Origin of the sequence: uncultured Microbacterium sp. (genome assembly GCF_963521645.1) — a bacterium.
Lineage (GTDB): Bacteria > Actinomycetota > Actinomycetes > Actinomycetales > Microbacteriaceae > Microbacterium.
The window spans coordinates 1-26,614 of the sequence record NZ_CAUQVQ010000024.1 but is presented as its reverse complement, the minus strand read 5'-3'; the positions used below and the strand labels follow the sequence as shown (position 1 = coordinate 26,614).

Here is a 26,614-nt window from a genome sequence, read left to right as displayed (position 1 = left end):
CCAGTCTACGACCGGCGCTCGCTATTTCTCTGCCGACTCCGCGATCCGCAGGTCCAGGGGGACGTCGATCGGGAAGTCGCCGAAGAGCCGGCGCGTGGCCACCGCGGCCGCTTCACGCACCGCCGCGGCCGCAGCGTCGGCCTGCTCCGCGGGAACATGCAGGATCACCTCGTCGTGGAGGAAGAACGCGAGATGCGGGCGGGAGCGGAACACTCCGGATGCGGTCGCCGGCCGTTCCGCGTCGGGTAGTGCCTGCAGACGGTGTCTGATCTCGGCGAGCCAGATCAACGACCATTCGGCCGCAGTCCCCTGCACCACGAAGTTGCGGGTGAACCGACCCCAGTCCCGCGCGCGGCGCCGTGCGAGCGCGACCGCCGCGGGGTCGGCGTCCGCGTCTGTGGCCGCCGCCTGCAGCGCCTGCCATTCGGTCGACGGACGAGGCGAAGACCGTCCGAGCCAGGTGGAGACGACGCCGCCGTCCTCCCCGAATCTCGCGGCCTTGTCGACGAGCGCCATCGCCCGAGGGTAGACCTTGCGCAGCCGGGGCACGAGGCGACCGCTGTCACCGGTCGTCGCTCCGTACATGGCGCCCAGCACGGCATACTTCGCCTCTTCGCGCGTGGCGACCGCACCGGACTCGACCACGCCCGCATACAGGTCCCTCCCCTGCGCTGCGCGTGCCATCGCCCGGTCACCGGCCATGCCGGCCAGCATGCGGGGCTCGAGCTGCGCGACGTCGGCGACGACCAGCGTCCACCCCTCGTCGGCTCGCACCGCCGCGCGCAGATTCCGGGGCAGCTGCAGTGCACCCCCGCCCGCGGAGGCCCAGCGGCCCGTGACGACGCCTCCGGTGATGTAGATCGGGCGGAACCGGCCGTCGTGCACCCATTCCGACAGCCACGCCCACCCGTTGGCGCTGAGGAGCCGAGAGAGCTTCTTGTACGCCAACAGCGGCTCGACGACCGCGTGACTGTGCTGTGCGAGCTCCCACCGGCTCGTCGACTCGACCTGCACCCCGACGCGGTGGAGTGCCCGGAGGAGCTTCGGCTGGCTCTCGAGGTTGAGGTGCGGGTCGCTGAGGATCGATCTGATGCGGTCTGCCTGTGAGACCATCCGACTCGGCAGACCGCCGGCGATCGGACGAGCGCCGAGCATCTCTGTGAGGATCTCGTCGTGCACCGCCTCGTTCCAGGGCAGGCCCGCCACGCGCATCTCTTCGGCGATCAATCCTCCGGCGGACTCCGCCGCGGTGAGGAGCGTGAGTCGTCCGTCCTTGCCGTCTCTCAGCACCCGGCGCTGCTCGCGGTACTGGTCCAGAGCTTCGTCGACGGGGTCCCCGGCGTCGTCGTGGTCGGCCACGTCGAACAGCGCGGGCGCCTCGTCGACTGCGACGTCGCGCCGCACCCACGACGCCGACGGAGCAAGGGGGCGGGCCACCTTGTCGGTGTCCCTCAGGATCGCGTGGCACAGCACCAGATCATGCGAGCGCCCGATGATGACCCCGGCGTCGAGAAGCGCGGGATAGATGTCGCGCGCGCTCCGGATCACCCAGCGCGGTGCGTTCCGGCGCTCCTGGTCCGCGACCCAGCCGGGCATCTCGACGGCCGAGAGTCCGACTCGGCTCAGCTCGGAGCCGTCTGCGTCGAGCTCTATCGCCGCGTAGCCGTCTCGCCCGACGGCCAGGAGCGCGACACGGCGCTCCGTCGACGGTTTCCGCGTCACCGCCCGGACACGCAGGGCATGAGGATCACAAGCCGGACTCCTCGGTGCGCACCAGGATGCACCCGCACTCGGGGCACGAGACCACGGCGTCGTCGGCAGCACGCCGGATGTCGTTGAGATCCGTGCCCGGCAGCAGCATCCGGCAGCCCTCACACGTGCCACGGGTCAGCAACGCGGCCCCCGCGCTGTTGGCCGCACGCCGCGTGTACTCGGCGAGGAGCTGTTCCGGCAGCGTCTCCGTCACGGCTCTGCGATCGCGCTGGAGCTGTTCGCCGAGCTCGCCAGCGGCCGCGACGTCGGCTTTCGCCTGCGCAGTGAGAGCGCTGCCCTCTGCGGTTGTGATGTCGAGCAGGGCCTGTTGCGCGGCGACCGCGGCATCCGCGTCCTCCGCCCGCGCCATCACGGCGAGCTCGATGTCCTCGAGGTCGCTCTGGCGCCTGGCGAGACTCTCGAGCTCGTGCTCGAGCGCCTGCGCCTCCTTGGCATTGGTCGCGGCGGCGAGGCGAGCCGCGTCGCGGGCGCGGCGCTGCTCGACGAGGTGCACGTCGGATTCGAGTCTCGTGAGCTCGGTGCGTGCGTCGTCACGCGCGCCGGTCAGAGCGGTCAGCTCGCGCAGCTGCTCCTGACGGATCGCGACGAGCTCGGTGATGCGCGCCGCCTGACTGGGCGCGGTCCGCGCTCGCTCGGCCTGCGCGATGCGCCGGTCCAGGTCGGCGACGTCGAGCAGGATGCGCTGGTGTTCGGGGCTGGCGTTCACGCTCTCAAATCTACCCGTTGCGCGGTGGGCGCCATCACCCGATCTCGCCGTCGACGTAGAACCACCGGCGGTCCTCCCGCACGAAGCGGCTGCGCTCACGGAGAGAACCGCGCTCGCCGCCCTGCGACCAGAAGGCCTCGAACTCGACCACGCCCTCTCGATCGAAAGGTCCGCCGCCGGTTCGGTCGACGATCACCAGGCGACGCCAGCGCAGGTCGTCGTCGAGGTCGATCCCGGTCGGGCGCGTCGAGACATGCCAGGTCGCCAGGAGATGGTCGGCGTCGCCCAGGGCGAACGCGGTGTATCTGGACCGCATGAGACGCTCGGCCGTGGAGGCCGGCGTCCCCTCGAGCAGCGGTCCGCAGCACGAGGCGAGGACATCGCCCGAACCGCACGGACAGCGGGACGAATCTTCGCGCATCCCGCCATCGAACGCCATGGTCTCTGTGCCTTCCATCCCGTCAGCGTACGCTGACGCCATGACGGACCTTCCTCTCTTCACCGCGCACAACGGCTTCTCGCTCCCCGCTCTCGGGCTCGGCACGTACGCCCTGAACGGCGACGAGGGAGCGGATGCGGTCGCCGCAGCCATCGACGCGGGCTACCGCCTCATCGACTCCGCATTCAACTACGAGAACGAGGGCTCGGTCGGCCGCGGCGTGCGCGCATCGGGCGTCGACCGTGCAGAGCTCATCGTGACGACGAAGCTGCCGGGTCGCCACCACTCGCGTGACAAGGCCGCAGCGAGCATCGAGGAGAGTCGATCACGCCTCGGCCTCGATGCGACCGATCTGCACCTCATCCACTGGCCCAACCCCTCGCAGGACGAGTACGTGCACGCCTGGGAGTCCTTGGTCGAGGCTCAGCGACGTGGCGTCGTGCGCCAGATCGGGGTGTCGAACTTCCTGCCCGAGCACCTGGAGCGCATCGAGCGAGCCACCGGGGTGCGCCCCGTCGTCAACCAGATCGAAGTGCACCCGTACTTCCCCCAGGAGGAGCAGCTCGCGTACCACCGTGAACACGGCATCCTCACCGAGGCGTGGAGCCCGCTGGGACGGGCCAAGGAGCTCCTGCAGGAACCTGTGATCACCGAGATCGCCGCCGCCCACGGCATCTCGCCCGCGCAGACCGTGCTCGCCTGGCACATCGCTCGCGAGACCGTCGCCATCCCCAAGGCGTCGTCCCGCGCGCACCAGGAATCGAACCTCGCCGCAGCAGCCGTGGTGCTCGACGACACGGAGGTCGCCGCGATCTCGGAGCTCGGGCGACCTGACGGGCGGCTCTTCGACGCCGATCCCGCCACGCACGAAGAGTCCTGAGCGCTCGCCGCGACCGGGGAGCGCCGACGCGCTCCTAGACTGACGGCATGCTCGTCACCGCCGGCCTCAGAGTCGCTCCCACGGCGGCGCGCGTGCACTTCGCGGTGCAGGCGCTGGCGGGTGCCGTGTGGTGGGTCGGCGTCTTCACGTCCGACGCGGTGCGCATCGCCACGCTCGGCGGACTTACGGTCCTGCAGATCGCCGCGCTCGACATCCCGCTCTTCGTCGTCGGCTCCGGACTCGTCGCCGGCGGTGTCCGGTGGGCGCTGTGGATCACGGTTCCCTGGACGGCACTCGTGGCAGCGGGAATGGCTCTGTACGCGACGTTCACGACGCTCGCCGGCTGGGGCGCCCTGCTCATGGTGCTCGCCGCAGGGATGAGCCTGGCGTGCGCAGTGGTGATCGTGTGCGGGCGTGCCCCCGTCGAATGGCTCGTGACGGGTCCGTTGGCGTTCAGGACGGCTGCTCAGGTCGGTACTCCCCTCCTGCTCGCGCGCACAGGACTGCAGACCCTCTTCTTCTGGGGAACATTCCTGGGGGTCATCCCGCTTCTCGTGGCAGTGCTCGAAGCACGCTGGCAGCTGCGACTCGACCTTCCCCCGGGCGTGCCGGCGGTGGGCATCGTGCTGCTGATCGCCGCGACCGCCCTCGGGGTGTGGTCGGCCGTGTCCATGACGGTCGCCGGCGAAGGGACGCCGCTGCCGTCGCAGATGGCACGACGCCTGGTCGTCACCGGGCCGTACCGCTTCGTGCGCAATCCCATGGCCGTCGCCGGCATCGCACAGGGCGTCGCCGTCGGTCTGCTGTTCGGCTCGTGGATGGTCGTCGTGTACTCGCTGTGCGGCTCAGTGCTCTGGAACACGGTCGTGCGACCCCTCGAGGAACGGGACCTGGAGGAGCGCTTCGGCACCGACTTCGCCGACTACCGCTCTCGCGTCTCGTGCTGGATCCCGACGATCGGGCGCGCGGCGCACCCCGTGCACTGAGCGAGGCCGTCGTGGTGCTCTCGGTGCGACTCAGAGCGCGCCGTCGACGTGCGGCTCAGAGCGCGGCGTCTACCGCGGCTTCGGGAGTGCGGTGCGCGAACGCGAATCCCGTCTTCTCGAGCACGGCAGGTCTGACGTCGGCGTCCGAGAGGAGGAGAGAGTCGGCCGCGGCCGCGCTCAGTGCCAGACGCAGCGCGAAGCCCGGGACAGGGAGCCAGAACGGGCGGCGCATGCGGTGGGCGACGGCTCGTCCGATGCGGTTCGCCGAGGCGGGGGTCGGACCCGTCAGATTGACGGGCCCGTCGATCCGACGATCGATGACATGTCGGATCGCGCTCACCTCGTCGTCGAGCGATATCCATGGCCACTTCTGCGTGCCGCGGCCGAGGGGTCCGGCGACACCGAATCGCGTGAGCTGGATCAGCGGCTTGAGGACGCCCCTCCGGTGGATGATCGGCGCCGTGCGCAGCAGGGCGACGGGCGCGCGATCGCTGGCACGGCGCGCCTCGTCCTCCCATCGGACGCAGAGTGCGGCGAGGAACGTGTCCCCCGGTCCCGACTCCTCGGTGAGCGTCTCACCGGGGGCCGACCCGTAGTAGCCCACGGCGGATGCCGACACCAGGGCTGGTGCGTCGGATCCCAGAGCCCGCACCGCCGAAGCGATCGTGCGGGTCGTGATGAGGCGCGAATCGACGAGTTCCCGCCGGTACCGCGGCGTCCAGGGCAGTCGTCCCACGCTCGCGCCGCCGAGGGCGACGACGGCCTGCGCCCCCGCGAGCACGTCAGGATCGAGCTCTCGTTCCCCCGGCCACCACTGCACCTCGTCGCGCGTGCGCGGCGGACGGCGGACCAGCGGCGTCACCGCGATGCCGTCTTCGCGCAGCGACGACACGAGACTCGATCCGATGAGACCGGAGGCCCCGCTGATGACGATGCGCTGTGCCATGACCGCTCCTGTCCGTCCGTGCGTGGATTCCGCGTGCTCCGAGTCTTGCACGCTCCGGAGGGGGCGGCGATGTCGGTGCGTGCGGGTAGCGTGCTCCGCGTGACCGACACTGTGCAGATCTGGTGGGCGCGGCGGCAGTTCTCGAAGGGGCTCCCCGTCCCCTACGAGCGCGGCACGTATCGTTCCGAGTGGGCCGCCTACCCGGAGCTCATCCGGCAGTATCACCCTGAACTGAATCACGGGATCGCTCTGTCTCAGGTGCCGCTCGCTGCCGACGTGCTGCTGTGCTGGGAGTGCAGAGTCGGCCACCGCTTCGCGGCGACGCCCACCGAACAGCGCGAGCGTCCCGGACGCGTGCGGCGCATGTCGGCCTGGTGTCCCGAGTGCTCGTCGCTCGCACGCCCGCAGCCTGTGGTCCTCGGCGAGGCGAGGGCCGTCCCCCGGCGCGTGCGACCGCCCGCGCCCGCGCTGTGCGGTAAGACGCCCGCGCTGCGACCGGGCGAGGCGTTCCGCAGCGTCTGCGCACCCGCTCCCGCGTCCGCCGCCGAAGGTCGGCTGCGTCAGCTGCTGAGCGCGCGGCTGACCGTCGGCGGCGACGCGAACGCGGTCAAGATCGCGCGTCCCTTCTTCCGACACACCGAGGTGTGGCCCGACATCGTCCTGCCCGAGCTCCGCATCGCGATCGAGTACGACACCGTCGGCCGGCACGGTCTCGAGCACGTGGGAAAACGGCAGGACGCCGACCTGCGCAAGGATCGCCATCTACGGGCCGCCGGATGGGAGGTCGTGCGCGTACGCACGGGGCGCCTGGAACCGCTCGGGCCGCACGACCTGCAGATGCCCTCGGTGACGCGGCGCGGAGTCGAACGCATCATCGACGCCCTTCGCGACATACGCGGTGCGCTGCTGGTCGATGCGTATCTCGCACCGTCGTGAGGCCGGTCCAGGGCCCTGCGTGGCTGTTCACCCCCGCGACGCACGTCCGCGGACCGACTCCCATTCAGAGGGCTTGAACGAGGCAGAACCCGCCGCGACGATCTGCGCGTTCCGGTGCGGTCCGAGTTCGGGTCGCATCGTGAGCCCCCCGACGGTGAGGCTCGGGATATCACGTGCGATGCACGCGATGCTGCCTCGAACCAGCAGGTCCGCGACCTGCTCCGGCGAGGTCACCGATCCGATGACCGTGTCGTCGTGGGCGAGCAGCGATTCGCTCCACACCCGATCCGGCCCTTCGGGATCGAGCGTGTACCGCAGAATGCCCTGCGGCGCCGCTTCGACGACCACTTCGATGGCTCCCTCGAGGGGCTCCTCCGCAGGCGTGCGTGCTCTCATGACAGTCCCCCGACCGAGCGGTACCGGGCCGCTGTCGGCTCAGGATACTGCCACCGCCGGAGTGAGGGAATGCGCGGGGATTTGTTCATGATCCTCCTTACCGATCCCGGGATCCCGCCGATAGTCAATGTGGGGAGATGAAAGGACGGTCGGAGGACCTGTGGCAAGCACCTATATCGAGACCGGCGGACACGTGCGCGTCTACGACGACGCCGTCCGGACGCATCAGATGTTCCCGCTCGGGACCTACCGCGTGCACTTCTCCTCGAAAGAGGGGTTCAGTCTCATCAAGATCGACGACCTCACCGTGGGTGACGAGCGCGTCTACGGCGGCCGAGATCGCAAGGTCGCGAAGATCTTCCGGTCGTACGCTCTCGCAGAGCGCAGCCTCGGCGTCATGCTCTCGGGCGACAAGGGCATCGGCAAGTCCCTCTTCCTGCGGATGGTCGCCGAGGCGGCTCGCGAGCAGGGGCTTCCCGTCGTCGTCGTGACGGAGGATCACGAGGGGATCGTCGAGTTCCTCGACAGCCTCGACGAGTGCCTCATCGTCTTCGACGAGTTCGAGAAGATCTTCCCCGCCGGTCGCCGAGGGAGCATGGACGGCGCGAGTCGCCAGAACCAGTTCCTCTCCCTGTTCGACGGCCTCTCGGCGGTCAAGCGCATCTACTGCCTGACCGTGAACGACGTGGCCGACGTCAGCACCTATCTGGTGAATCGTCCCGGCCGATTCCACTACCACATGCGCTTCGAATACCCGGGGCCCGATGAAGTGCGCCAGTACCTCATCGATCAGGCCCCCAACGCCGACCCGGACGAGATCGAGAACGTCGCACTGTTCTCGCGGCGGGCCCGCCTGAACTACGACCACCTGCGCGCGATCGCCTTCGAGCTCCAGCAGCCGGACTCGCTGTTCTCGGAGATCGTCGAGGACCTGAACATCAAGTCGATCGAGCCGAGCACGTACCGCATCGAGGCGCGCTTCCCCGACGGCAAGGTCTGGTCGGACGAGGTCGAGATGAACCTGTTCGAGCGCGGCGACGTCGGCCGCACCTTCGAGCTGCGCAATGCGACGAGATCGCTGTTCGTGTCGTTCACTCCCAAGGACCTCATCTTCGAGCCGGACGGCGGCATCTTCGTGCCGATCACTCGGCTCGACATCCTCGACGATGAAGACGAGGAGCCGGAGATCTACCCGTCGTCGGTGAGCCTGACGCTCCTGGGCCAGTCGACCTACGGCTTCGGTCTGTGATGCGAGCGCGTCATACGGCCAGAGACAGCGGCGCCAGCGCGCGAGTGAGGGTGCGACCGCCTGCCGCGACGCGCGCGAAATAGGCCTCCAGGATGGGCGTCGACGAGCGCGACACAGGGGCGGAGCGGCTCTGACGTTCGTCGGCATAGTGGCGTTCGAGTGCGTCGCGCAGCATCCGCACGCCCTCTGCGCGCTGTTGCGACACTGCGGCGTGCGACACACCGAGTTCGGCCGCGAGCTGTCCGACCGTGCGATCCTCGAAGTAGATCGCCCGGACGATCTGCCGTCGACGCTCCGGCAGCGCCTCGACCGCGCGGTGCAGCAGTGCGTCGCGCTCGGTGGAGATGACGAGGTCTTCGGGGAGGAAGCCCGGCCATGCGACCTCGCTCGCATCGGCTGCGTCGAGGCTCGCGACGGTCAGCAGCTCGGCATCAGCCAGACTCTCGCGCACTTCGCTCGGGTCGACGCCCATGACCGCTGCGATCTCGGACGCGCGGGGCGTGCGTCCGAGTGATGCGCCGAGGGTCTCGCGAATCCTGGTGGTGCGCCTGGCGCGGTTGCGGACATCCCTGGGCGCCCAGTCCATCGAGCGCAGCTCGTCTCTCAATGCCCACTTCACCCTGCTCGTGGCATAGGCCGCGAACGGGACTCCGAGAGCGGGGTCGAAGTCGTCGGCGGCGCGGATCAAGGCGAGAGAACCGGCCGAGGCCAGGTCGTCGCGCGACACGTGGGTCAGCCGCGACACGAGTTGGGCTGTCGCCATCCCCACGATGTGGAGGTGATCGACGACGAGTTGGTTGCGTGCGCGCTCAGGCATTGCACACCGCCCTTTCCACTGTCAGCGCAAGCCCTCCCCAGCGGCTCACAGTGCGGCCGTACCCCCACGGCCAGACGTCCATTCGTCTCCATGCTAGAGCCGTCCCGGGCATGAAGGATCCCCGATGGCCGAAACCACCGGGGATTCTCGTTTACGTTCAGATAACGATATTCAGTCGTTCACCTTGACCCGACGGTTCACCTCACGGGTCGCCGAGAACTTGAGCACCGTGTAATCCGTGACCTCGGCGACGTCGTCGTCCTTGGCGAACTGCACCCGGTGCCCCTTGTGGGTCTGCGGATAGAACTTGCCGAAATTCGTGAGCGTCACCGTGTTCCCCTGGCTGACCAGGTCGAGCAGCTCGTCGATCATGGCGTTGTACGCCGCCTGTGCGGCATGGACGGAGATCCCACCCCGTCGTGCGAACCGCTGTACGAATTCCCGCTTGCTCACGCGGTTGGCCTCGAGCGTCCTTGATGTGCTCATCTGCTTACCGTCCCAATGGTTTCGCTCGTCACCGAGCGTCTTGCGCTGTACCCCTACCAGCGGCGCCCGCGGCGCGACGACGTCGGATTCTCCGTCGACGGCGCCGGGATGTGCCAGTACCCCAGCCTGTGCTCTCCGAGGGTAACCCCTCTTCCTTGATATATGCAGTGAACTCGAGGATCCCCTGATCTTCGAGTCCTTAAATGCCGCGCTACTGCACCAGCACGGGTTCGTCGAGACCGGCGGCCTTCACCGTGTCACGCGTCCGTCTGGCCAGCCGCATCGAATCCTCGATCTGTTCGCGGATGTCCCGGCCGTGGGCGTCGGGACGGACCGAGAGCTCTGTCGCACTGAGCGTCTTGGTGTTGACGACCACGGCGCCGTCGTCGATCAGCAGATCGGCCCGCACGCCGTACACGCGTCCCACGACCTCCCCGCTCGAATCGACGAGGTCGCTCGCGTTGTCGCCCGCAGCCACGACGATGGACTCCCGCTGTTCCGCCGTGTAGGGCGCGGAATGCTCCCACCGACCGCCGGCCGAGGCGGGAACCAGCGCGAGATCGGTCTCGCCCGGTGCGCGCCTGTCTCCCGGGTGCACTCGGGCGTCGAGGTGGTGCACGGCGACTCCGCCTGCTTCCACCACGCGCTCGTCCCACGCCATCACCACGACGTTCACTCCGCGTGTCGCTCCTGTGCCGTGGATCCTGGATCGAAGATCTACCACTTGGTGCTCTCCTGCCTAGAGGCGGCCGCGCACGAGCGTGGCCACCGGGTGTCGGGCTGTTCTGTGATCAGCCGCCGATGAGTGCGCGGATCGGGTAGTCCTGATCGTCGAGGATGACCTGCGCCGCTCGACCGCTCTGCGCGTGGATGATGACCGGTGCGCGGAGGTTCAGGTACACGCCGTCCTCAGCCGGGTTGGCCACCACGAGGACACGGACGGCGTCCTCGTCGGCGGCGCCGATCTCGGCCCGATGGCCGGCGGAGAGCACCGGGGCGTAGTCGACGCCCGCACGACGCGGATCGAGGACGAACAGGCGCAGCTCGGCGTCGACTGCCCGCAGTGCGTAGAGACCGTCGAACCCGTCCAGATGCTCGAGTCGAAACGCCGTGTACGGGCTGAGGCCGGGCATCGGGACGACGAACTCGATCTCGACCGCGGAGCCATCGGCAGGGGTCTCGTGCCGAGTCCCGGAGATCGGGGCATCCGTGGCGGTCATCGCAGGAACTCCATGAGGTTCGTCTGCAGAGACCGTGCCGTCACCTGCAGGGCGGACTGGAAGACGAGCTCGGCGGACTCCAGGTTCACGAGCACCTCGAGCGTGTCGACGTTCTCGACCTCTGTCCGTCGAGCCTCGAGGTCGATCGACGTCGACAGGTTCTGTGCCGTCGCGCGCTCGATCTGCACCTGACGCGCACCGGTGGCGCCGCGCGCCGAGACCACATCCTTCAGGCGCGCGTCGATGTCGTTGAGCCGTCCCCCGATCTCGGCTCCCCCGCGCAGTTCGGCGGCTATGTCGTTGAGCAGGGCGAAGGCGCTGGTGGCGCCCTGACCGAAGACCTGGCCACCGTCGTAGTCGACGCGCACCGTCTCGTTCGCGCTGATGCGCCGCTGCACACCGTCGCCCGGAGCTCCGTTGAACGTGAAGGTCGTGCGATCGAATGCAGCGTCCGCATCGCTCGTGCCCGCGAAGACGCTGCGACCGAGCAGAGTCGTGTTCGCCTGGGAGAGCAGCTCCGTGCTGATCGTCTCGAGCTCCTGAGCGATGGCGTCGCGGGCCGTCGGGCTCAGCGCGCCCGAGTTGGCACCCTGGGCGACCAGATCCCGCGCCCGATTGAGCAGGTCGGTGCTCGCGTCCAGCGCAGCGTCGACCGTGGTGACCCACGCCATCCCGTCGCTGAGATTGCGCGCGTACTGCGCGACGCGCGACTGCTCGCCGTGCACGCCGATCGTCGTCGCGGCTGCCGCCGGATCCTCGCTGGGCGAGCGGAAGGCTCGCTGTGAGGCCGCCTGGTTCTGCAGCCGCTCGCGCTCCGCGAGATTGGTCTGCAGCGTCCGCAGCGACTGCTGGGTCATGGTGCTGCTCGTGATGCGCCCGATCATGGTGACTCCCGGGGTCAGCGGCCGACGAGGCCGGTGCGATTGATCAACAGGTCGAGTGCCTCGTCCATCGCGGTGAGCACGCGCGCCGCCGCCTGGTACGCGGTCTGATACGTCAGCAGATTGACCGTCTCCTCGTCACCGTCGACCGAGGCGTTCGACTGCTGGGCCGTGACCGCCGCGACCGCTCCCATGTCGGCGATGTCGGCGCGCTGCATGTCGCCTGCGACTGTGACGGCGAATCCGGTCACGAAGCTCGTCCAGGTCTTGCTCGGTCCGGTGGCGGAGGCGCCGAGCGCACTGATGCGATCGGCGATCGTCGTGTCCTTCGCGCCCGCACCAGGCGCCGCGAGGGCGAGATCCTCGAGTCCGGTGGGGACGACCGAGAGACCGAGTGCGGCGGGCCCCGTGGTGTCGAGCGAGAAGAAATCGCCGCCCGCCGCGCCGGAGGCGGTGACGCCGCTGCGATGAAGATCGTTCACGGCTGTGGCGAGATCCGTGGCGGTGCGGTTGTACGCCGCGGCCACGGCCGCCAGCGAGCCACCGTCGGACTCCGGCGCGAGGGCGCTGATGGTGCCCCCGATCACCCCTCCGGTGACGGCGATCGCGGTTCCGGGGCGATCCGCCCACGCGACGATGGTCCGACCGCCATCCGATATCTCCCGCGGGCCGTCGGTGACGAGCGCACGGCTGGAATCGCCCGACACGAGAGCGTTGCCGTCGAGGCGCAGCGTGAGAGTGCCGTCTGCTTCCACGACGCCCGTGGCGCCGACCGAGGTCGAGATCTGCTGCGCGAGGACGTTGCGCTGATCTATGAGCTCATTGGCATTGCGCCCGGAGTTCAGTGCGTCGCGGATCTTGCCGTTGAGGGCGGCGACCTGGGTCGCCGCGGAGTTCACGTCGGCGATGTCACGGTCGACCTGGCCGCGCAGATCCGTCCATTGGCCGGCGACCGTCTGGTATCCCGCAGCGATCTGTCCGATCAGCACCTCGGCATCCGTGAGCACGACCTGGGCCGCGGCCGCGTCAGGGGTGTTGGCGAGGTCGGACCATCCTGCCCAGAACCGGTTGAGGTTCGCCGCCAGGCCGTCTTTCGTGGGCTCCGCCATCATCGTCTCGGCCTGTCCGGCGGCACTGGCCCTGGCCGACCAGAAGCCCGCCGTCGAGAGCGCATCGCGCACGCGGGCGTCGAGCACGTTGTCGCCGAGCCGGGCGATGCCCGTGACGCTCACCCCTGCGCCGGCTCCGAAGCCCGTCTTCCACAGTCCCGAGAGCCCCGGTGCGGACACCGGCTCCTGGTCGACGCGTTGGCGCGTGTAGCCGGAGGTCGTCTGATTGGCGATGTTCTGGCCCGTGACCGTCATGCCCGCGCGAGCGGCCGAGAGCGCGGATTCAGCCATGCGGAGTCCTGAGAACGATGACATGGTCAGCTCACATCCGTGTGTCGAGAAGGCGTGCATCCGCGTCGCGGACCACGCCCCCCGCGGGGTCGTACTCGCCGGTCGCGGTGCCGAGCCCGGCGATGGTCTCCTGAGTGACGCGGATCGCCGTGCGCAGCCGCTGCTCGTTGATCTGCTTCATCTGCTGGATCTCATCCGCGAGAGCCAGCATGGTGGTCAGGTGCCCGGTGAGCACCTCGCGCCACGCGTCGGTGGGCGCGGCGGCGATGAGCTCGCGCAGCGAGCTGGCCTCGGGCACTCCCCATTCGTCGGCGACGGCCACCACGAGCGCGTCCCGCGAGAGCGCGACGGTCGGCATCGCGGCGAGCACGCGTTCGATCTCGTTGGCGGCGTGCCTGATCCAGCGGTTGCGTCCGGTCGCGATCAGCATCTGCTGCGCGTCGAGCTTGAAGAGCAGCAGTTCGAGCATCTCTCGCTCGCGCATCAGCTGCATGCTCAGGTCATGAGCGGCCACGGTTCGTCACCTCGTCAGTCGTCTGTCCGACGGGTCAGCCCGTCATGTCGACGACTATCGCGACATACACGCCCGGCAGTAACTCGACGACGTCACGTGCCGTGCGATGGCCCGGTCAGCGCGGAGAACCGATCTGGCCGAGGGCTCCGAGCAGTGCGGCCTCCGCAGCATCGTCGGACGACGCCTGCACGGCATCCTGGTTCGCGTCGCTGACGGCGATCACGATCTCGGAGCGATGGATCCGCGTCTCGCGCGGAGCGTCTATGCCGATGCGAACTCCCCCGGGGGTGACCGCCAGGATCGTGACCGTGATGTCCTCCCCGATCACGATGCTCTCGTTCGCGCGCCTCGTCAATACCAGCATGCTCGTCCGCCCTCCGTGGCTCGAGCGGAGTCGCGCCGCCCACAAGACAACATACTTTATTCAGCTCGTAAATGAGCGGAACCGACCTCAGGCCGATGCGGTGGGCAGCGCCGAGCGAGTCATGCGCACCACTCCGACGACGTCGGTCGCCACACCTCCGGCGGCTGCCTCGTCGTAGGACAGGACGGGCAGTCCGCTCACCTGGGCGGCCACGAGCCGACGCACGGCCTGCCGCAGCGAGGGCGCGCACACGAGCACCGGCTCGGGACCGAGCTGGTCGAGCTCGGCCACCGTGCGGCGCACGTTGTCGATCACCTGCATCGTGGCCTCGGGAGTGAGCACGATCTGAGAGTGCCCGTCGATCACCCGCATGCCCTCGAGCATCTGCTGCTCGAGCATCGGGTCGAACATGATCACACGGATGCGGCCGTCCTCGGCGAAACGCGCGGCGATCGCGGGGCCGAGGGCGGCTCTGGCCGCGTCGATGAGAGCCGGCGTCTCCGTCGACGTCTTGCCCCGCAGCGCCAGCGCCTCATAGATCCGGGCGAGATCGTTGATGGGCACGCGCTCGGCCAGGAGCCCCGCGAGGACACGCTGGATCGCGGCGAGCGAGAGCACGGCGGGAGTGAGCTCCTCGACAGTGGTCGGGCTGGTCTGCTTCAGATGCTCGGTGAGCTGACGCACGTCTTCGAGGGACAGCAGCCGATCAGCCTGTCCCTGCACGACGTCCGAGAGATGCGTGATGATCACGCTCACCCGGTCGATCACGGTCGCTCCCGCCATGTCCGCCGCGTGCGACATCTCGGTCGGCACCCATTTCCCCTCGAGTCCGAACACCGGGTCGACGACCGCGGTTCCGGGCAGCTGCTCGAGTCCGGTGCCGAGTGCGAGCACGTGACCCCGCGGAACAGATCCACGCCCCACTTCGACGCCCGCGATGAGGATGGCATAGGTCTGCGCCGGCAGATCGATGTTGTCGCGCGTGCGCACGGGGGGCATCAGGATGCCGATGTCGAGTGCGAGCTTGCGACGCAGCGACTTCACGCGCGTCAGCAGATCGCCCGCTCCCCCGGATGCGAGCTCGACGATGTCGGGCGACAGCGAGATCTCGAGCGCGTGCACGCGCATGCGGTCCATGAGCTCTTCCGGGCCTTCGACGGCCGAATCGCTCGCCTCCTTCTGCAGCGCCTCGACCTCGAGCTCGGCCTCCCGCGTCTCGTTCGCCTTCACCCGCGACGCGGCGAAGAGGAGGAGCGCGCCGATCGCCAGGAACACGATCAGGGGCATGCCCGGGATGAATCCCATCGCGATCGCCGCGAGCCCCGTGATGATCAGGGCGTTGCGCGACTGCATGAGCTGGCGTCCGGCCGCTTGCCCCATCTCGGACTCCGCGTTCTCGCGGGTCACGATCATTCCGGTGGAGACCGCCATGAGCAGCGCCGGGATCTGCGTGACGAGTCCGTCGCCGATGGTCAGGATGCTGTACGTCTCGAAGGCCTCACCGACCTCCATGCCGTGCTGCAGCATGCCGATGACGATGCCGCCCACGAAGTTGATCACGACGATCACGATCCCGGCGATCGCGTCTCCCTTGACGAACTTGGAGGCACCGTCCATGGCTCCGTAGAAGTCGGCTTCGGCGGCGACCTCGGCGCGGCGCTGTCGCGCTTCCGTGTCGGTGATGAGTCCCGCATTCAGATCGGCGTCGATGGCCATCTGCTTGCCCGGCATCGCGTCGAGAGTGAACCGGGCGCCCACCTCGGCGACTCGCTCGGCTCCCTTCGTCACGACGACGAACTGGATCACGGTGAGGATCAGGAAGATCACGGCGCCGATCACCAGCGACCCGCTGATGGTGATCTGGCCGAAGGCCTGGATGACCTGGCCGGCGTGCGCTTCGCTCAGCACGAGCCTCGTGGAGGCGACGTTCAGCCCGAGTCGGAACAGCGTCGCGACCAGCAGCAGGCTCGGGAACACCGAGAAGTCGAGGGGCTTCTTCACGAACATCGCGGTGAGGAGGATCAGGAGCGCGAAAGCGATGTTCAGCACGATGAGCACGTCGAGCAGACCCGTCGGTATCGGCACGATGAGCAGCAGGATGATCCCCACGACGCCCACCGGCACCGCGGCCTTCGACAGCAGCTGACCGATCATGCGGTCCTCACCTTCCCGTTCCCGTGGTCATCCATCCGTATCCGTACTCGCTCGGCGCGCGCCGTGCACCGGGTCACAGCCCGCGCTCCCGCGAACTGGCGAACGGCATCGTGTGGGTCCCGCGTGCCGACCCCCTCCGCTTCAGGTGCTCGATGAAGGCGAGCACCTGAGCGACGGCGGTGAAGAGCTCTTCCGGGATCTCCCTGCCGATGTCGCACGCGGCGTGCAGAGCACGGGCGAGCGGTATGTCGCGCACCATGGGCACACCCGCCTCCTCCGCCTTCTCCCTGATCTTCAGCGCCACGATGCCCGCGCCCTTCGCCACCACGCGCGGTGCTGACTTGCCGGGCTCGTACCGCAGCGCGACGGCGACGTGCGTCGGATTCACGAGCACGACGTCGCTGTCGCCCACGGCCGCGATCATGCGGTTGCGGCTCATGGCCATCTGTCGCGAGCGTCGCTGAGAGCGCACGAGGGGATCCCCCTCGGTCTTCTTGTGCTCGTCCTTCGCCTCGTTCTTGGTCATGTGGGTGTGCTTGCGATTGCGGCGCATGACCACCGCGACGTCGAGAGCCGCGAGGATGATGCCGACGACGACCGCGACCTGGAGCAGAGCCGCCGCTCCCCCGGCTGCCTGCTCGAGCAGCCAGGTGATGTTGTGACTGCCGCTGGCCATCAGCACGGGGACGAGCCCCGAGACCACGACCCACAGCGCCATCCCGATCGCCAGCGTCTTCAGCAGCGCCTTCGCCCCCTCCCACAGAGCCTGCTTGCCGAAGACCCTCATGAGGCCTGCCGCGAGGTTGAACTGCTCCACGCGCGTCGTGACACCGCGAAGGTGGATGCCGCCCTGCGCCACGGCCGTGGCGGTCGTCGCGAGGAGCACGACCGCGAGCATCGGCAGGAGGATGCCGCCGAGCGACCCGAACGCGGCACCCAGGGCATCGAGCGCGACGGCGTCGGTGGGATCGTTCGCCACCTGAGGCACCCGGAGGAACAGCTCGGTGAGCACCTGGGTGCTCGAGGCGACCGTGGGGACGATCATCACGGCGGCCGCGCCGATGCACACCCACGCCGTGAAGTCCTGGCTCCGCCCGATCTGCCCTTTTCGGCGCGCTTCCTTCAGGCGCCGCTCCGTGGTCTTCTCGGTGCGCTCTCCGCTGCCTCCGTCGCTCATCGCGTCACCTGCACGATCAGCGTCGCCGCGGTGTCGGCGATCACGGCGACGACCGCGGGCAGTGCGGCGTAGACGAAGCCGACGAGAAGCAGGGTGAGGCCGATCTTGATCGGGAAGCCCATCGCGAACGCGTTGAGAGCCGGGGCGACCCGAGAGACCAGGCCCAGACCGACGTCGGCGAGGAACAGCACGATCAGCAGCGGCCCGGCGATCTGCACGGCGCTCAGCATCATCTGACCCGCCGCGCCGACGAGCGCGTGTGCGGGTTCGGCGAGGTCGATCATCGCGGTCACCGGAATCGCGTCGAACGAGCGGAAGAGGCCGGCGAGCACGAGCTGGTAGCCGTCGGACGCGAACAGCAGCATGATCGCCGTCATCTGGAACAGCCTCGTGAACTGCGCGCCGTTGATCGCCATCGCCGGATCGAACGCCTGCGCGAGCTGGAAGCCTCCGAAGGTGTCGACCAGGTGACCGGCTCCCTGGATCGCGCTGAACAGCACCATGACGAGGAACCCCAGCAGGGCTCCCGTGATCGCCTGTCCGACGAGGGCGAACATGAATGCTCCCGTGTCGAGGCGCTCGTATCCCTGCGCGATGACGGGCGACACCGCGAGCGCGAGTCCGACGCCGAGCATCGCCCGGATGCGCATGGGGATCGTGCCGTGGCTGAAGGGCGGAGCGATCACGAGGAAGGCCGTGATCCGCACGCACGCGAGTGCGGTCGCCTCGAGCCAGGTGAAGTCGATGGGGATGTTCATCAGCCGCCGTTCAGCAGCGACGGGATGCGGGCGAACATCTCGTTCGTGAAGGCGATGAGCTCGGCGATCATCCACTGACCGCTCACGAGCAGCGCGATGCCGACGGCGATGAGCTTCGGCACGAACGAGATCGTCATCTCCTGCACCTGCGTGATCGACTGCAGGAGCGAGATCGCGAAGCCGACGACGAGTGCCGTGATCAGCATGGGCGCGCACAGCTTCGCCCCGACGATCAGCGCCGCCGTCCCGATGTCGATCACGGCCTCGGGGGTCATGCGCCACCTCCGTTGTACGACTGCACGAGAGCCGTGATCACCATGCCCCAGCCGTCGACGAGGAGGAACAGCAGGATCTTGAACGGGAGCGAGATCATGACAGGCGGGAGCATCATCATGCCCATCGACATCAGCGCGCTGGCCACGACGAGGTCGATCACCAGGAAGGGCACGAAGATGATGAAGCCGATGAGGAAGGCGGCCCGCAGCTCGCTGATCATGAACGCGGGGACGAGCGTCTGCAGCGGGATGGTCGAGGCATCGGTCGGGTTGTCCATCTGCGCGGCCCGATACATGAGCGCGATGTCCTCTTCGCGCGTGTACGACAGCATCCACTGGCGCAGCGGCTCCTGCGCGAGCTCGAACGCCCGACCGAAGTCGACCTGCCCCGCGGTGAAGGGACTCACGGCGACCGTGTTGATGTCGGTCAGCACGGGCCACATGATGAACAGCGTCAGGAACAGGCTGAGACCCGCGAGCACCTGATTGGGCGGTATCGACGGCAGCGACAGGGCGTTCCGGGTCAGGGCCAGCACCACGAAGATCTTGGTGAAGCTCGACATCATGAGAAGCAGCGCGGGCGCGACGCTGAGCACGGTGATCCCGAGCAGCGTCATGATGCTGTCGGAGGGGGTGCCGTTGATGCCGTTGATCGTCACCCCGCTGCCGCCTCCGCCGCCGTCATCGACGATCTCGCTCGGGAGGACCGCCCCTGCGGCATGCGCTCCGGATGCGCTCAGCGCCACGAGAGCCATCGCGATCGCGCAACCGCTCAGGACGAGCAGCGCCGTGCGTCGCGGCGACCCTGACCGCGCGCGCACAGGAGGCGCTGTGGTCGACGCGGATGGGGGCACGGCGGCACTCCGAAGATGGGTGTCGTGGCCGATCCGTAGCCGGGGGGTCGAGCGATCCGTGCTCGCAGGCGACTATCGCGACAGAACGCTCATGCGTAACCGCCGCCCGCGGATGGCGGGCTCAGGCCACCGAGCGCAGTGCGCGATCGACGATGTCGTTCGGCGGCTCCTCGGCGGCGCCGTTCGCATCATCGTCGATCTCCTCGCGATCGACGGCGTCCTCGTCGCTCAGCGGCGCCTCCTGCGTATCGACGACGCTGATCCCCTGCTCCGTGACGCCCAGCACATACCGGATGCCTCCGAACTCCGCCACGACGAGCTGCGCCTTGCCGCCGATCCCCGACCGGGCCACGACCGTGATCTTCTCCGGACGCGGACGACTGCCGGCCGCAGCGGGGCTTCTCTTCACGGGCCGGAGGTCGGCGAGGCGCGCGAGCTTCTTCGGCATCAGCCCCGCGAGGGGGCTCGTTCCCGCGCTCTGGCTCTTCTGCAGCCGGCGGCTGAGGAAGAGGAGCAGACCGAGCACCGCCGCGAGGGCGACGACCGCGCGAACCGCGACGAGCAGGTCGTCCACTGTCAGACCGCCTCAGCGCCGTCGAGGATGCGCTCGACGCGGATCGCGAAGTCGCCCTCGGCGACGACGACCGTGCCGTGCCCGATCAGACGTCCGTTGAGCTTGATGTCGGCCGGTGATCCCGCGGCACGGTCCAGCTCGACGACACGGCCCGGCTCGAGCGCGAGCACGTCGCGCACCGGCATCCGCGTGCGCCCGATCTCGACCACCAGCTCCATCTCCACTCCGGCGATCCTGCTGAGGCGCTGGGGTCCCTGCGACCGCGCCGCGGCTCCGCCCTCCACTCGCACAGACGCACGCGCGACCACCGCGCCGTCGGCATCCACCAGGTCGAACACCTGCGTGCCGGGCTGAGCGAACGTCTCCGCCGCGTCGACCGTCTCGCCGGCGCTCAGGGCCCCTGCACCGAACACCGCGGCCGCCGACTCGAGGATCGGATGCAGTCGATCGGCGAGTCGCGCGGTGGGTGAGCCGTCGTCGAGCTGGGACGGGTCGGCGACCTGGATCGCGATCCGCGCACCCGGCGTGCCCGTCACGGTGACGGCGATGGCCTCGCCGGTGGCACCGGGGTCGGTCGACGGCGTGGGGATCACGGGGTAGCCGAACGGCAGCCTGCCGGCAATCGCCGCGGCGACGGCGGTCTCGTGGAAGGTGCTCATCAGTGGGTCTCCTCGGTGATGTTCGTTATCTTGCAGGTCAGGCGCGAGCCGCGGCTGCCCGGTGTCGCTCGCGCGATCGGCACGTCTCCCGACACGAGTTCGAATGGCGCGGTCTCGGCGTGGGGCAGCCGGAGCAGATCGCCGGGGGCGAGGTCGAGCACTTCGCCCGCGCCGATCGTGAGCGGCGCGAGCCGGAGTGTGAGCTCGAGGGGGGTGCTGCGCACCTGGTCGATCGTCTGCTGGGGCGTGTGCTCGGCGGACGGGTCTGTGCCCGTGGCGGCCAGGCGGTCCACCACCGTCGACGCGGGCAGCATCACGGTGGCGGTGCTCTCGACATCGCCGAGGCGCATCGTGTAGCGAGCGACGATCACGGCCGCCCCCGCGGAGATCACCTGCATGTACTGCGGGTTGTACTGCACAGCCGTGTACTTCGGCTCGCTCGGCAGCAGCGATCCCAAGCTCGCGTGCAGGTGCTCGAAGGTGCCCTCCATGATGTTGCGCACGAGAGCGAGCTCGATCGGGGTGAAGGTGCGCGACTCCGGGGGCGATGTCGTGCGCCCTCCCATCATCTGCACGACCCAGAGCAGAGCGCTCTCGAGACTGAACTGCACCACGCACGACTCGTCGCGGCCCTCGAAGACTCCGGTGACCATGGCGGTCGTGCCGGGCAGCGACTGCGCGTACTCCTCGTAGGCGATCAGGTCGACGCTCTCGAGGGCCAGATGGGCACGCACGCGGATCTTCGCCGTCAACTGCGACGACCACAGACGCGCGAACGACTCGAACGCGGCTTCGAGGTGACGTGTGCTCTCGCGCCCGAGCTGCGCGGGGCGGCCGAAGTCGTACTCGGCGAATCGTGCGGCAGCCTCGTCCAGCCGGACGGATGCGATCATCGGTGTCTCCTCGACTGTGCTGGTCATGTGTGTCAGCTCCCCCCGGCCGCGGCGGCGATCGCAGGGATCAGCGCGCGCACCTGCTCTTCCTCGTTCGACTCGACGACGATGTCGACACGTCTGTTGCCGGCCAGAGCCTCGGGGCTGTCTCCCGGAACGAGGGGACGCGTGTCGGAGAACGCGGTCGCCTTCATGCGGGGCCCTCCGACCCCTTCGTGCTCGACCAGGAAGCGCGCGACCTGTGTCGCTCGTCCTCCCGACAGCTCCCAGTTCGTGGGATACGGGTCGGCCGAGACGCGATGATCGGCGTGTCCCTCCACGCTCACCTGATTGCCGACGGTGACCAGCACGTCTCCGATCGCATCGAGCACGGCATCCGCCTTGCCGGAGAGCGAGGTGCTGTTGTCGGCGAAGAAGGTCTCGGCGCCGATCAGACCGACGTTGAGCCCGCGGTCGTCGATGACGAAGTCGACGGCATCCTGGAGGCCCTGCCCCTGCAATGCCGCATGCATCCGCTCCTTGATGTCCTCGAGCGATTCGTACTCGGCCTCGGCCCGCGCGGTGAGATCGACGACACCGTCGTCGTCCTGCAGCTCCGGCGGGATGACCATGCCTTCCGCGGTGTCGGCTCCGCCCTCCGTGCTCTCCTGACCGAATCCGGTCGCCAGGCTGTTCGCGAGCAGTTCGAACTTGGTCTTGTCCACGTTCGAGACCGCGAACAGCACGATGAACAGACACATCAGCACCGTCACCATGTCGGCGTACGACACCGCCCACCGCTCATCGGGCTCGTCGTGGCCCTCCTCGTCGTGACCGCGCGACCGCGAACGGCGACCGCTGCTCACGAAGACACCTCCGCGGGCTGCCCCTTCTTCCTCGCGGCCTTGGGCTTGACGGTCGAGAGCGCTTCGAGGCGCTCCTGCAGCAGGTGAGGTGCGCTGCCCGCCTGGATCGCGAGCATGCCCTCCGCCACGAGCGTCATGCGCTCGAGTTCGACGGCGCCGATCCTGTTCAGCCGCCCCGCGATCGGGTTCCAGATGAAGTTCGCAGACAGCAGACCCCACAGCGTGGCGACGAAGGCGGCGGCGATCATGGGACCGAGGTGGTCGGGTTCGTCGAGCTTCTCGAGGACGTGCGTGAGCGAGACCACCGTTCCGACGATGCCGATCGTCGGGGCGTATCCGCCCAGTGACGCGAAGAACTTGGCAGCCACGCGGTTGCGCGATGACGTCGCGGCGATCTCATCGTCCATCGTCAGGCGCAGATCCTCGGCGTCCGTGCCGTCGGCGAGTGCCTGCAGCGCCTGGCGAGTGAACGCATCCGGTGCCGAGTCGACCTCCTGCTCGAGCGACAGCAGCCCTTCGCCGCGGGCCTTGTCGGCGTATCCGACGAGGAAGGGGATCACGGCCTCCGGGGTCGTCCGGGGACCCCGCACCATGCGTCCGAGGCTCTTGACCGCGATGATCGTGTCGCGCATCGTGTGGCTCGCGATGCCGACGCCGATGGTCGAACCGAGCACCAGGATCATCGGGGCGGGGATGAGCAGCGCCTGGAAGCTCGCGCCCTCCATCGTGATCATCGCGACCAGCGCGCCGAACGCGAGGATGACTCCGATGATGAATGCGGGATCCACTGTCACTCCCCCGTCTCGGTGGTCGCGGCCTGCGCGGTGCGGAGGACCCGTGCCCGGTACGACACGATCAGGTCGACGACCGCCTCCAGGGTCTCGACGACGACGTAGACATGGCCGTCGATCATGTGCAGGGTCGTGTCGGGCGATTCCTGGATGCGTTCTATCAGGTCGGGGTTGACCGCGAACCGCGTGTGGTCGAGGCGGGTGACGGTGATCATCGGATCGTCTCCGAGCGTGGGAGGAGGGGCAAGTCCGCCCGACTATCGCGACGGGGGACGCTGTCGGTAACCGGCAGACGGAAGGGCTCCCCGCGACGGCGCATGCGTCGCGGGGAGCCCTCGTCGTCAGTCGGACGGCTGCGTGGATCAGCGCTTGAGCTGCGTGAGCTCCTGAAGCACCTCGTCGCTCGTCGTGATGATGCGCGCGTTGGCCTGGAAACCGCGCTGAGCGACGATCAGGTTCGTGAACTCCTGCGAGAGGTCGACGTTGCTCATCTCCAGAGCGCCCGACACGAGGTCGCCGAAGCCGGCCTGACCGGGCTCGCCCATGCGCACGGCGCCCGAGTTGACCGAGGCGCGGTAGGCGCTGCCGCCGGCCTTCTCGAGTCCCTCGGGATTGGCGAAGGTCGCCATCGCGATCTTGCCGAGCGTCTGCGTGGCGCCGTTGCTGAACGTGCCGACGATCGATCCGTCTCCGGTGATGCTGTAGGACTTGAGCGTCCCGGCCGCAGCGCCGTCCTGGTCGGTGATCGCCACGGTCGACAGGGTCGCGTAGCCGGTGACGGCGCTGAGGTCGACGTCCACGCCGCCGACGGCGAGGGTGAGGCCGGGAGCGGCCTGCTCGCCGTTCGTGAAGGTCAGTGCGCCGGTGGCGCCGCTGTCGGGCTCTTCGACGTCCCACCCGGTGGCGGTCTTGGTGAACGTCAGGCTCAGTGTCGACGGCGTCCCCTGCGCGTCGAAGATCGTCACGTCGCGCACCAGCTCGTCACCGACAGCCGCCGTCGAGGGCAGGTTGCCCGTGACGGTCGCGGCGTTCGTGGCACGCGCCGGCGACACGGCGTCGAGGGGAAGGACGATGTTGCCGACGGCCTGCCCCGTGTTGACGACGCCGTTCTGAGCCGCCCACCCCTGCACGATCGCACCGTCGGCGGTGACCATCTTGCCGGTCGGGTCGAAGGAGAATCCTCCGGCGCGGGTGTAGAGGGTCTCTCCCCCCGAGCTCACGGCGAAGAAGCCGTCGCCCGAGATCATCAGGTCGCCGCCGCGACCGGTGGCCTGAGCGGAGCCCTGAGCGAAGTTCGTGCGCACTCCGGCGACCTGGACGCCGAGACCGACCTGGGCGGGGTTGCGTCCGCCCACCTCGTCATCGGGGATGCCCGGGTTGCCGATGAGCTGCGACAGCGAGTCCTGGAACAGCACAGACGACCCCTTGAAGCCGGCGGTGTTGACGTTGGCGATGTTGTTGCCCGTGACGTCGAGCATGGTCTGGTGCGACCGGAGGCCGGAGATTCCGGAGTAGAGCGAGCGGAGCATGTGTGTCTCTCTTCCTGCGTGGTGTACGAGGTCAGGCCGCGGCGGGGGATTCCGGCGCGGAGGGGGTCTGGGGTGCTGCGGGGGTCTGGCTGGCCGAGGGCTGCGTGGCGACTCCGGTGATGGCGTCGAGCGAGACGGCCTTGTCGCCGATGGTCACCTGCGGAACGGGACCGTCGAAGGAGACCTTGGTGACGATGCCGGTGACGGTCTTGCCGTCGGCGTCCTTGTAGCTGGCCTCCTGACCGATCAACGCGGTCGCCGCCTGGCGCATGTTCAGGGCGAACGCCTCGCTGCCGTTCTCGGTGAGTGTCGTCAGCTGCTCCATCATCGCCAGCTGCGTGGTCTGCGAGATCATCTCGTTCGTGTCCATCGGGTTCGAGGGATCCTGATGCGTGAGCTGCGTCACGAGGAGCTTGAGGAACACCTCGCCGTCCAGCGTCTGCTTGCGCGCGGCGGGATCGGTCGTGCCGCTGGTGTGGATGGAGGTCGGTGCGCTGACAGCGTCGACGGTCATGGGGTGTCCTCTCAGGCGAACGTGTCGAGGCCCTCGCCGGCGGCGCGGGTGCTGGTGGTGATCCGGATGATGTGCGCGAGCTCGTCGCCACGGTCGGCGCCCGGCCGGTGACCGCGCTGCTCGGGCGCGGCGTCGCCGCGGCCACCCTGCTCGCCCGCCGCGGCCTCTGATCCGGGGTGTCCTCCGCGGCCGGGGCCGGGATCGGCGGAGACCCCGGTGCTTACCGAGAGGGTGGCATGCGGCGAGACGGCGGCGAGGTCGCGGCGCAGATCGGCGACGATCGAGCGCAGCGCGTCGCGCCCGGCATCCGTGCCTCCGATCAGCTCGACCTGCACCTCGCCGGCCTGACCGATCTGGGCGCGCACGGTGACGGGTCCCAAGGATTCGGGATTCACGGTCATGACGAGCTGATGGGTTCCCGCGGGCCGCTGCGCGATGCTGAGCACGGCCGGGGTCATCTGCGCGGCGACGGCACGTGCGCCCTCGGGCGCCGCATCGCTCGCGGCGACCGCGGGCGAGGCTGAAACGGCGCCCTTCTGCGCGACCGCGGACAGGCCGGCTGCGATGGTTGCGGCTCCGGAGCCGGCGCCGGAACCGGATGCAGAGGTGGCGGCAGGCAGCGATACTGCGCGGTCGCCTGCGGTCAGCAGGGGCTCCCCCGCGCCCTCGCCGTCGGACGCCTCGGACGCCGCCATGATGTCTGCGTACGACCCCATGGGAGCGGGCAGCGAAGACAGAGTGCGCACGGGGGGCGGTGCGGCGGATTCCCCCGTGCGCGGCACGCCTGCGGCACCGGCGGCGGACTGCTCGGGGCCCGCCGCGCGGAGCGGGTGCGCGGGGTCGGCCTCGGCGGGCTGCGCCTCGGACAATTCCGCGGCCCCGCGTCGGACGGTCTGCAGAGCACCCTGCTGGTCGGCGGGAGCGCCGGCAGCGCCAGGAGCAGCCAGAGGTCCGGACCCGCCGACACCCGTGGGTGCGCCGGAGGTCGGGGTCGCGAAAGACGGAGCTGCGGGCACGGACGCGGAGGAACCCGACGGCGCGTCGTGAGATCCGACGCCCCCGTCGAGCACCGTGGACACGGTCGCGGCGTCTGTGGGCGGCGGGACCGCCACGAGGGCGGCTGCGACCGTGCCGGACGTCTCGGCGTCAACCGAGCCCGAGTTCTGCGCACCACGGGGATCCGCGCTCGCCTCGGGCGCTGCCGGTGTCTCCTCGACGACGCCGAGCAGTGCGGCGGCGGCGGCGAGGTCTCGGGCATCGGCCTGCGCCGGCGCGAGATCGCCCTCCCCCGCTGCCGACGAGCCTTCCCGGCTCATGCCGTCCGCCTGGGTGGCGAGCTCGCGCACCTGCACGATGATCTCGTCGAAGGGTGTGCCGGACTCACCCGTCTCGCGCCCCGATGCCGTGCCTGCCGCAGACGGATCCGCCGCGACCGCCCCCAGGAGACTCACCGCGGTCATCCGATCAATCCCGCGTACTGCTGCAGCGATGACGCGCTGCCTGTCGTGCTGCTGCTCGCCGCGAACAGCGTCTGCAGAGCGCGCACGAGCTCGGCAGCGTCGGCGCTCGCCGGAGCAGTCGTGGCCGCAGCCGCCGAC

Annotated in this window: 31 protein-coding genes; 4 read left to right on the top strand and 27 right to left on the bottom strand. The window is 69.1% G+C overall.

What is annotated here, in order from left to right; genetic code table 11:
* Positions 1-21: 21 nt before the first annotated feature.
* From RWO82_RS07750 to RWO82_RS07740, 3 genes are read right to left on the bottom strand one after another with little or no spacing between them, the layout of a single operon-like run.
* The gene (locus RWO82_RS07750) at positions 22-1,722 is read right to left on the bottom strand and encodes a bifunctional 3'-5' exonuclease/DNA polymerase (protein ID WP_314425338.1); all 1,701 of its coding nucleotides are present in this window, start codon (positions 1,720-1,722) and stop codon (positions 22-24) included.
* A 25-nt stretch (positions 1,723-1,747) separates the two neighbouring features.
* Positions 1,748-2,479, bottom strand: a complete 732-nt coding sequence (locus tag RWO82_RS07745) for a C4-type zinc ribbon domain-containing protein (protein ID WP_314425337.1) — start codon at positions 2,477-2,479, stop codon at positions 1,748-1,750.
* A gap of 34 nt (positions 2,480-2,513) precedes the next feature.
* Positions 2,514-2,936 (bottom strand): YchJ family metal-binding protein, encoded by a 423-nt coding sequence (locus tag RWO82_RS07740; protein ID WP_314425334.1) that lies wholly within the window; start codon positions 2,934-2,936, stop codon positions 2,514-2,516.
* A 22-nt stretch (positions 2,937-2,958) separates the two neighbouring features.
* Between RWO82_RS07740 and RWO82_RS07735 the strand changes: the two genes are divergently transcribed.
* Positions 2,959-3,798, top strand: a complete 840-nt coding sequence (locus RWO82_RS07735) for an aldo/keto reductase (RefSeq protein WP_314425331.1) — start codon at positions 2,959-2,961, stop codon at positions 3,796-3,798.
* A gap of 47 nt (positions 3,799-3,845) precedes the next feature.
* Positions 3,846-4,784 (top strand): isoprenylcysteine carboxylmethyltransferase family protein, encoded by a 939-nt coding sequence (locus RWO82_RS07730; protein ID WP_314425329.1) that lies wholly within the window; start codon positions 3,846-3,848, stop codon positions 4,782-4,784.
* Positions 4,785-4,839: 55 nt separating this feature from the next.
* On the opposite strand, the gene RWO82_RS07725 is transcribed toward RWO82_RS07730, so the two are convergent.
* The gene (locus tag RWO82_RS07725) at positions 4,840-5,730 is read right to left on the bottom strand and encodes a TIGR01777 family oxidoreductase (RefSeq protein WP_314425327.1); all 891 of its coding nucleotides are present in this window, start codon (positions 5,728-5,730) and stop codon (positions 4,840-4,842) included.
* A 99-nt stretch (positions 5,731-5,829) separates the two neighbouring features.
* Here RWO82_RS07725 and RWO82_RS07720 point away from each other — a divergent pair, with 99 nt between their 5' ends.
* Positions 5,830-6,666, top strand: coding sequence for a zinc-ribbon domain-containing protein (locus tag RWO82_RS07720; RefSeq protein WP_314425326.1), 837 nt, complete (start codon positions 5,830-5,832; stop codon positions 6,664-6,666).
* A 27-nt stretch (positions 6,667-6,693) separates the two neighbouring features.
* On the opposite strand, the gene RWO82_RS07715 is transcribed toward RWO82_RS07720, so the two are convergent.
* Positions 6,694-7,062, bottom strand: coding sequence for a hypothetical protein (locus RWO82_RS07715; RefSeq protein ID WP_314425324.1), 369 nt, complete (start codon positions 7,060-7,062; stop codon positions 6,694-6,696).
* Between the two features lie 160 nt (positions 7,063-7,222).
* Between RWO82_RS07715 and RWO82_RS07710 the strand changes: the two genes are divergently transcribed.
* Positions 7,223-8,311, top strand: coding sequence for an AAA family ATPase (locus tag RWO82_RS07710; protein WP_314425322.1), 1,089 nt, complete (start codon positions 7,223-7,225; stop codon positions 8,309-8,311).
* A 10-nt stretch (positions 8,312-8,321) separates the two neighbouring features.
* Here the strand turns inward: RWO82_RS07710 and RWO82_RS07705 are convergent, their stop codons facing one another.
* The 22 genes from RWO82_RS07705 to RWO82_RS07600 all read right to left on the bottom strand — a co-directional run bounded on the left by RWO82_RS07705 (position 8,322) and on the right by RWO82_RS07600 (position 26,476).
* Positions 8,322-9,128 (bottom strand): sigma-70 family RNA polymerase sigma factor, encoded by an 807-nt coding sequence (locus tag RWO82_RS07705; RefSeq protein ID WP_314425320.1) that lies wholly within the window; start codon positions 9,126-9,128, stop codon positions 8,322-8,324.
* A gap of 171 nt (positions 9,129-9,299) precedes the next feature.
* Complete coding sequence (locus RWO82_RS07700) at positions 9,300-9,614, bottom strand: HU family DNA-binding protein (protein WP_314425318.1); 315 nt, start codon at positions 9,612-9,614, stop codon at positions 9,300-9,302.
* Between the two features lie 211 nt (positions 9,615-9,825).
* Positions 9,826-10,290 carry a hypothetical protein gene (locus RWO82_RS07695; protein WP_314425316.1) on the bottom strand — a complete coding sequence of 155 codons (465 nt, stop codon included), beginning with the start codon at positions 10,288-10,290 and terminating at the stop codon, positions 9,826-9,828.
* Positions 10,291-10,405: 115 nt separating this feature from the next.
* Positions 10,406-10,834, bottom strand: a complete 429-nt coding sequence (gene fliW / locus RWO82_RS07690; protein ID WP_314425314.1) for a flagellar assembly protein FliW — start codon at positions 10,832-10,834, stop codon at positions 10,406-10,408.
* Positions 10,831-11,718 (bottom strand): flagellar hook-associated protein FlgL, encoded by an 888-nt coding sequence (gene flgL / locus RWO82_RS07685; RefSeq protein WP_314425312.1) that lies wholly within the window; start codon positions 11,716-11,718, stop codon positions 10,831-10,833. The genes fliW and flgL overlap by 4 nt, the downstream gene beginning before the upstream one ends.
* Positions 11,719-11,732: 14 nt before the next feature.
* Positions 11,733-13,115: a flagellar hook-associated protein FlgK gene (gene flgK, locus RWO82_RS07680; protein ID WP_314425310.1), complete on the bottom strand. Its 1,383-nt coding sequence runs from the start codon at positions 13,113-13,115 to the stop codon at positions 11,733-11,735.
* 31 nt (positions 13,116-13,146) lie between these two features.
* A complete protein-coding gene (gene flgN, locus RWO82_RS07675; RefSeq protein ID WP_314425307.1) occupies positions 13,147-13,629 on the bottom strand; it encodes a flagellar export chaperone FlgN in 483 nt (160 codons plus the stop codon).
* 115 nt (positions 13,630-13,744) lie between these two features.
* Entirely contained in the window at positions 13,745-13,993 is a 249-nt protein-coding gene (gene csrA / locus RWO82_RS07670; protein ID WP_314425305.1) for a carbon storage regulator CsrA, read from the bottom strand.
* A gap of 87 nt (positions 13,994-14,080) precedes the next feature.
* Positions 14,081-16,147, bottom strand: a complete 2,067-nt coding sequence (locus RWO82_RS07665) for a flagellar biosynthesis protein FlhA (protein ID WP_314425304.1) — start codon at positions 16,145-16,147, stop codon at positions 14,081-14,083.
* A 73-nt stretch (positions 16,148-16,220) separates the two neighbouring features.
* A complete protein-coding gene (locus RWO82_RS07660) occupies positions 16,221-17,324 on the bottom strand; it encodes an EscU/YscU/HrcU family type III secretion system export apparatus switch protein (protein ID WP_314425302.1) in 1,104 nt (367 codons plus the stop codon).
* Entirely contained in the window at positions 17,321-18,082 is a 762-nt protein-coding gene (locus RWO82_RS07655) for a flagellar biosynthetic protein FliR (protein ID WP_314425300.1), read from the bottom strand. The genes RWO82_RS07660 and RWO82_RS07655 overlap by 4 nt, the downstream gene beginning before the upstream one ends.
* The gene (gene fliQ, locus RWO82_RS07650) at positions 18,082-18,357 is read right to left on the bottom strand and encodes a flagellar biosynthesis protein FliQ (protein WP_201469890.1); all 276 of its coding nucleotides are present in this window, start codon (positions 18,355-18,357) and stop codon (positions 18,082-18,084) included. The genes RWO82_RS07655 and fliQ overlap by 1 nt, the downstream gene beginning before the upstream one ends.
* The gene (gene fliP, locus RWO82_RS07645) at positions 18,354-19,211 is read right to left on the bottom strand and encodes a flagellar type III secretion system pore protein FliP (RefSeq protein WP_399540732.1); all 858 of its coding nucleotides are present in this window, start codon (positions 19,209-19,211) and stop codon (positions 18,354-18,356) included. The genes fliQ and fliP overlap by 4 nt, the downstream gene beginning before the upstream one ends.
* A 121-nt stretch (positions 19,212-19,332) precedes the next feature.
* Positions 19,333-19,785, bottom strand: coding sequence for a flagellar biosynthetic protein FliO (locus RWO82_RS07640; protein WP_314425297.1), 453 nt, complete (start codon positions 19,783-19,785; stop codon positions 19,333-19,335).
* A gap of 2 nt (positions 19,786-19,787) precedes the next feature.
* Positions 19,788-20,444, bottom strand: a complete 657-nt coding sequence (locus tag RWO82_RS07635) for a FliM/FliN family flagellar motor switch protein (RefSeq protein ID WP_314425296.1) — start codon at positions 20,442-20,444, stop codon at positions 19,788-19,790.
* Positions 20,444-21,337, bottom strand: a complete 894-nt coding sequence (locus RWO82_RS07630) for a flagellar motor switch protein FliM (RefSeq protein WP_314425295.1) — start codon at positions 21,335-21,337, stop codon at positions 20,444-20,446. Before RWO82_RS07630 ends, RWO82_RS07635 begins: the two co-directional genes overlap by 1 nt.
* 32 nt (positions 21,338-21,369) lie before the next feature.
* Positions 21,370-22,182, bottom strand: coding sequence for a flagellar motor protein MotB (locus tag RWO82_RS07625; RefSeq protein ID WP_314425294.1), 813 nt, complete (start codon positions 22,180-22,182; stop codon positions 21,370-21,372).
* A complete protein-coding gene (locus tag RWO82_RS07620; protein WP_314425293.1) occupies positions 22,179-22,970 on the bottom strand; it encodes a MotA/TolQ/ExbB proton channel family protein in 792 nt (263 codons plus the stop codon). The genes RWO82_RS07625 and RWO82_RS07620 overlap by 4 nt, the downstream gene beginning before the upstream one ends.
* A 2-nt stretch (positions 22,971-22,972) precedes the next feature.
* Positions 22,973-23,188: a flagellar FlbD family protein gene (locus RWO82_RS07615; protein ID WP_314425292.1), complete on the bottom strand. Its 216-nt coding sequence runs from the start codon at positions 23,186-23,188 to the stop codon at positions 22,973-22,975.
* Between the two features lie 147 nt (positions 23,189-23,335).
* Positions 23,336-24,502 (bottom strand): flagellar hook protein FlgE, encoded by a 1,167-nt coding sequence (locus RWO82_RS07610; RefSeq protein WP_314425291.1) that lies wholly within the window; start codon positions 24,500-24,502, stop codon positions 23,336-23,338.
* Between the two features lie 31 nt (positions 24,503-24,533).
* On the bottom strand, positions 24,534-25,016 hold the full coding sequence (locus RWO82_RS07605) for a flagellar hook capping FlgD N-terminal domain-containing protein (RefSeq protein WP_314425290.1): 483 nt from the start codon (positions 25,014-25,016) through the stop codon (positions 24,534-24,536).
* A gap of 11 nt (positions 25,017-25,027) precedes the next feature.
* Positions 25,028-26,476, bottom strand: coding sequence for a hypothetical protein (locus tag RWO82_RS07600; RefSeq protein WP_314425289.1), 1,449 nt, complete (start codon positions 26,474-26,476; stop codon positions 25,028-25,030).
* Positions 26,477-26,614 lie beyond the last annotated feature (138 nt).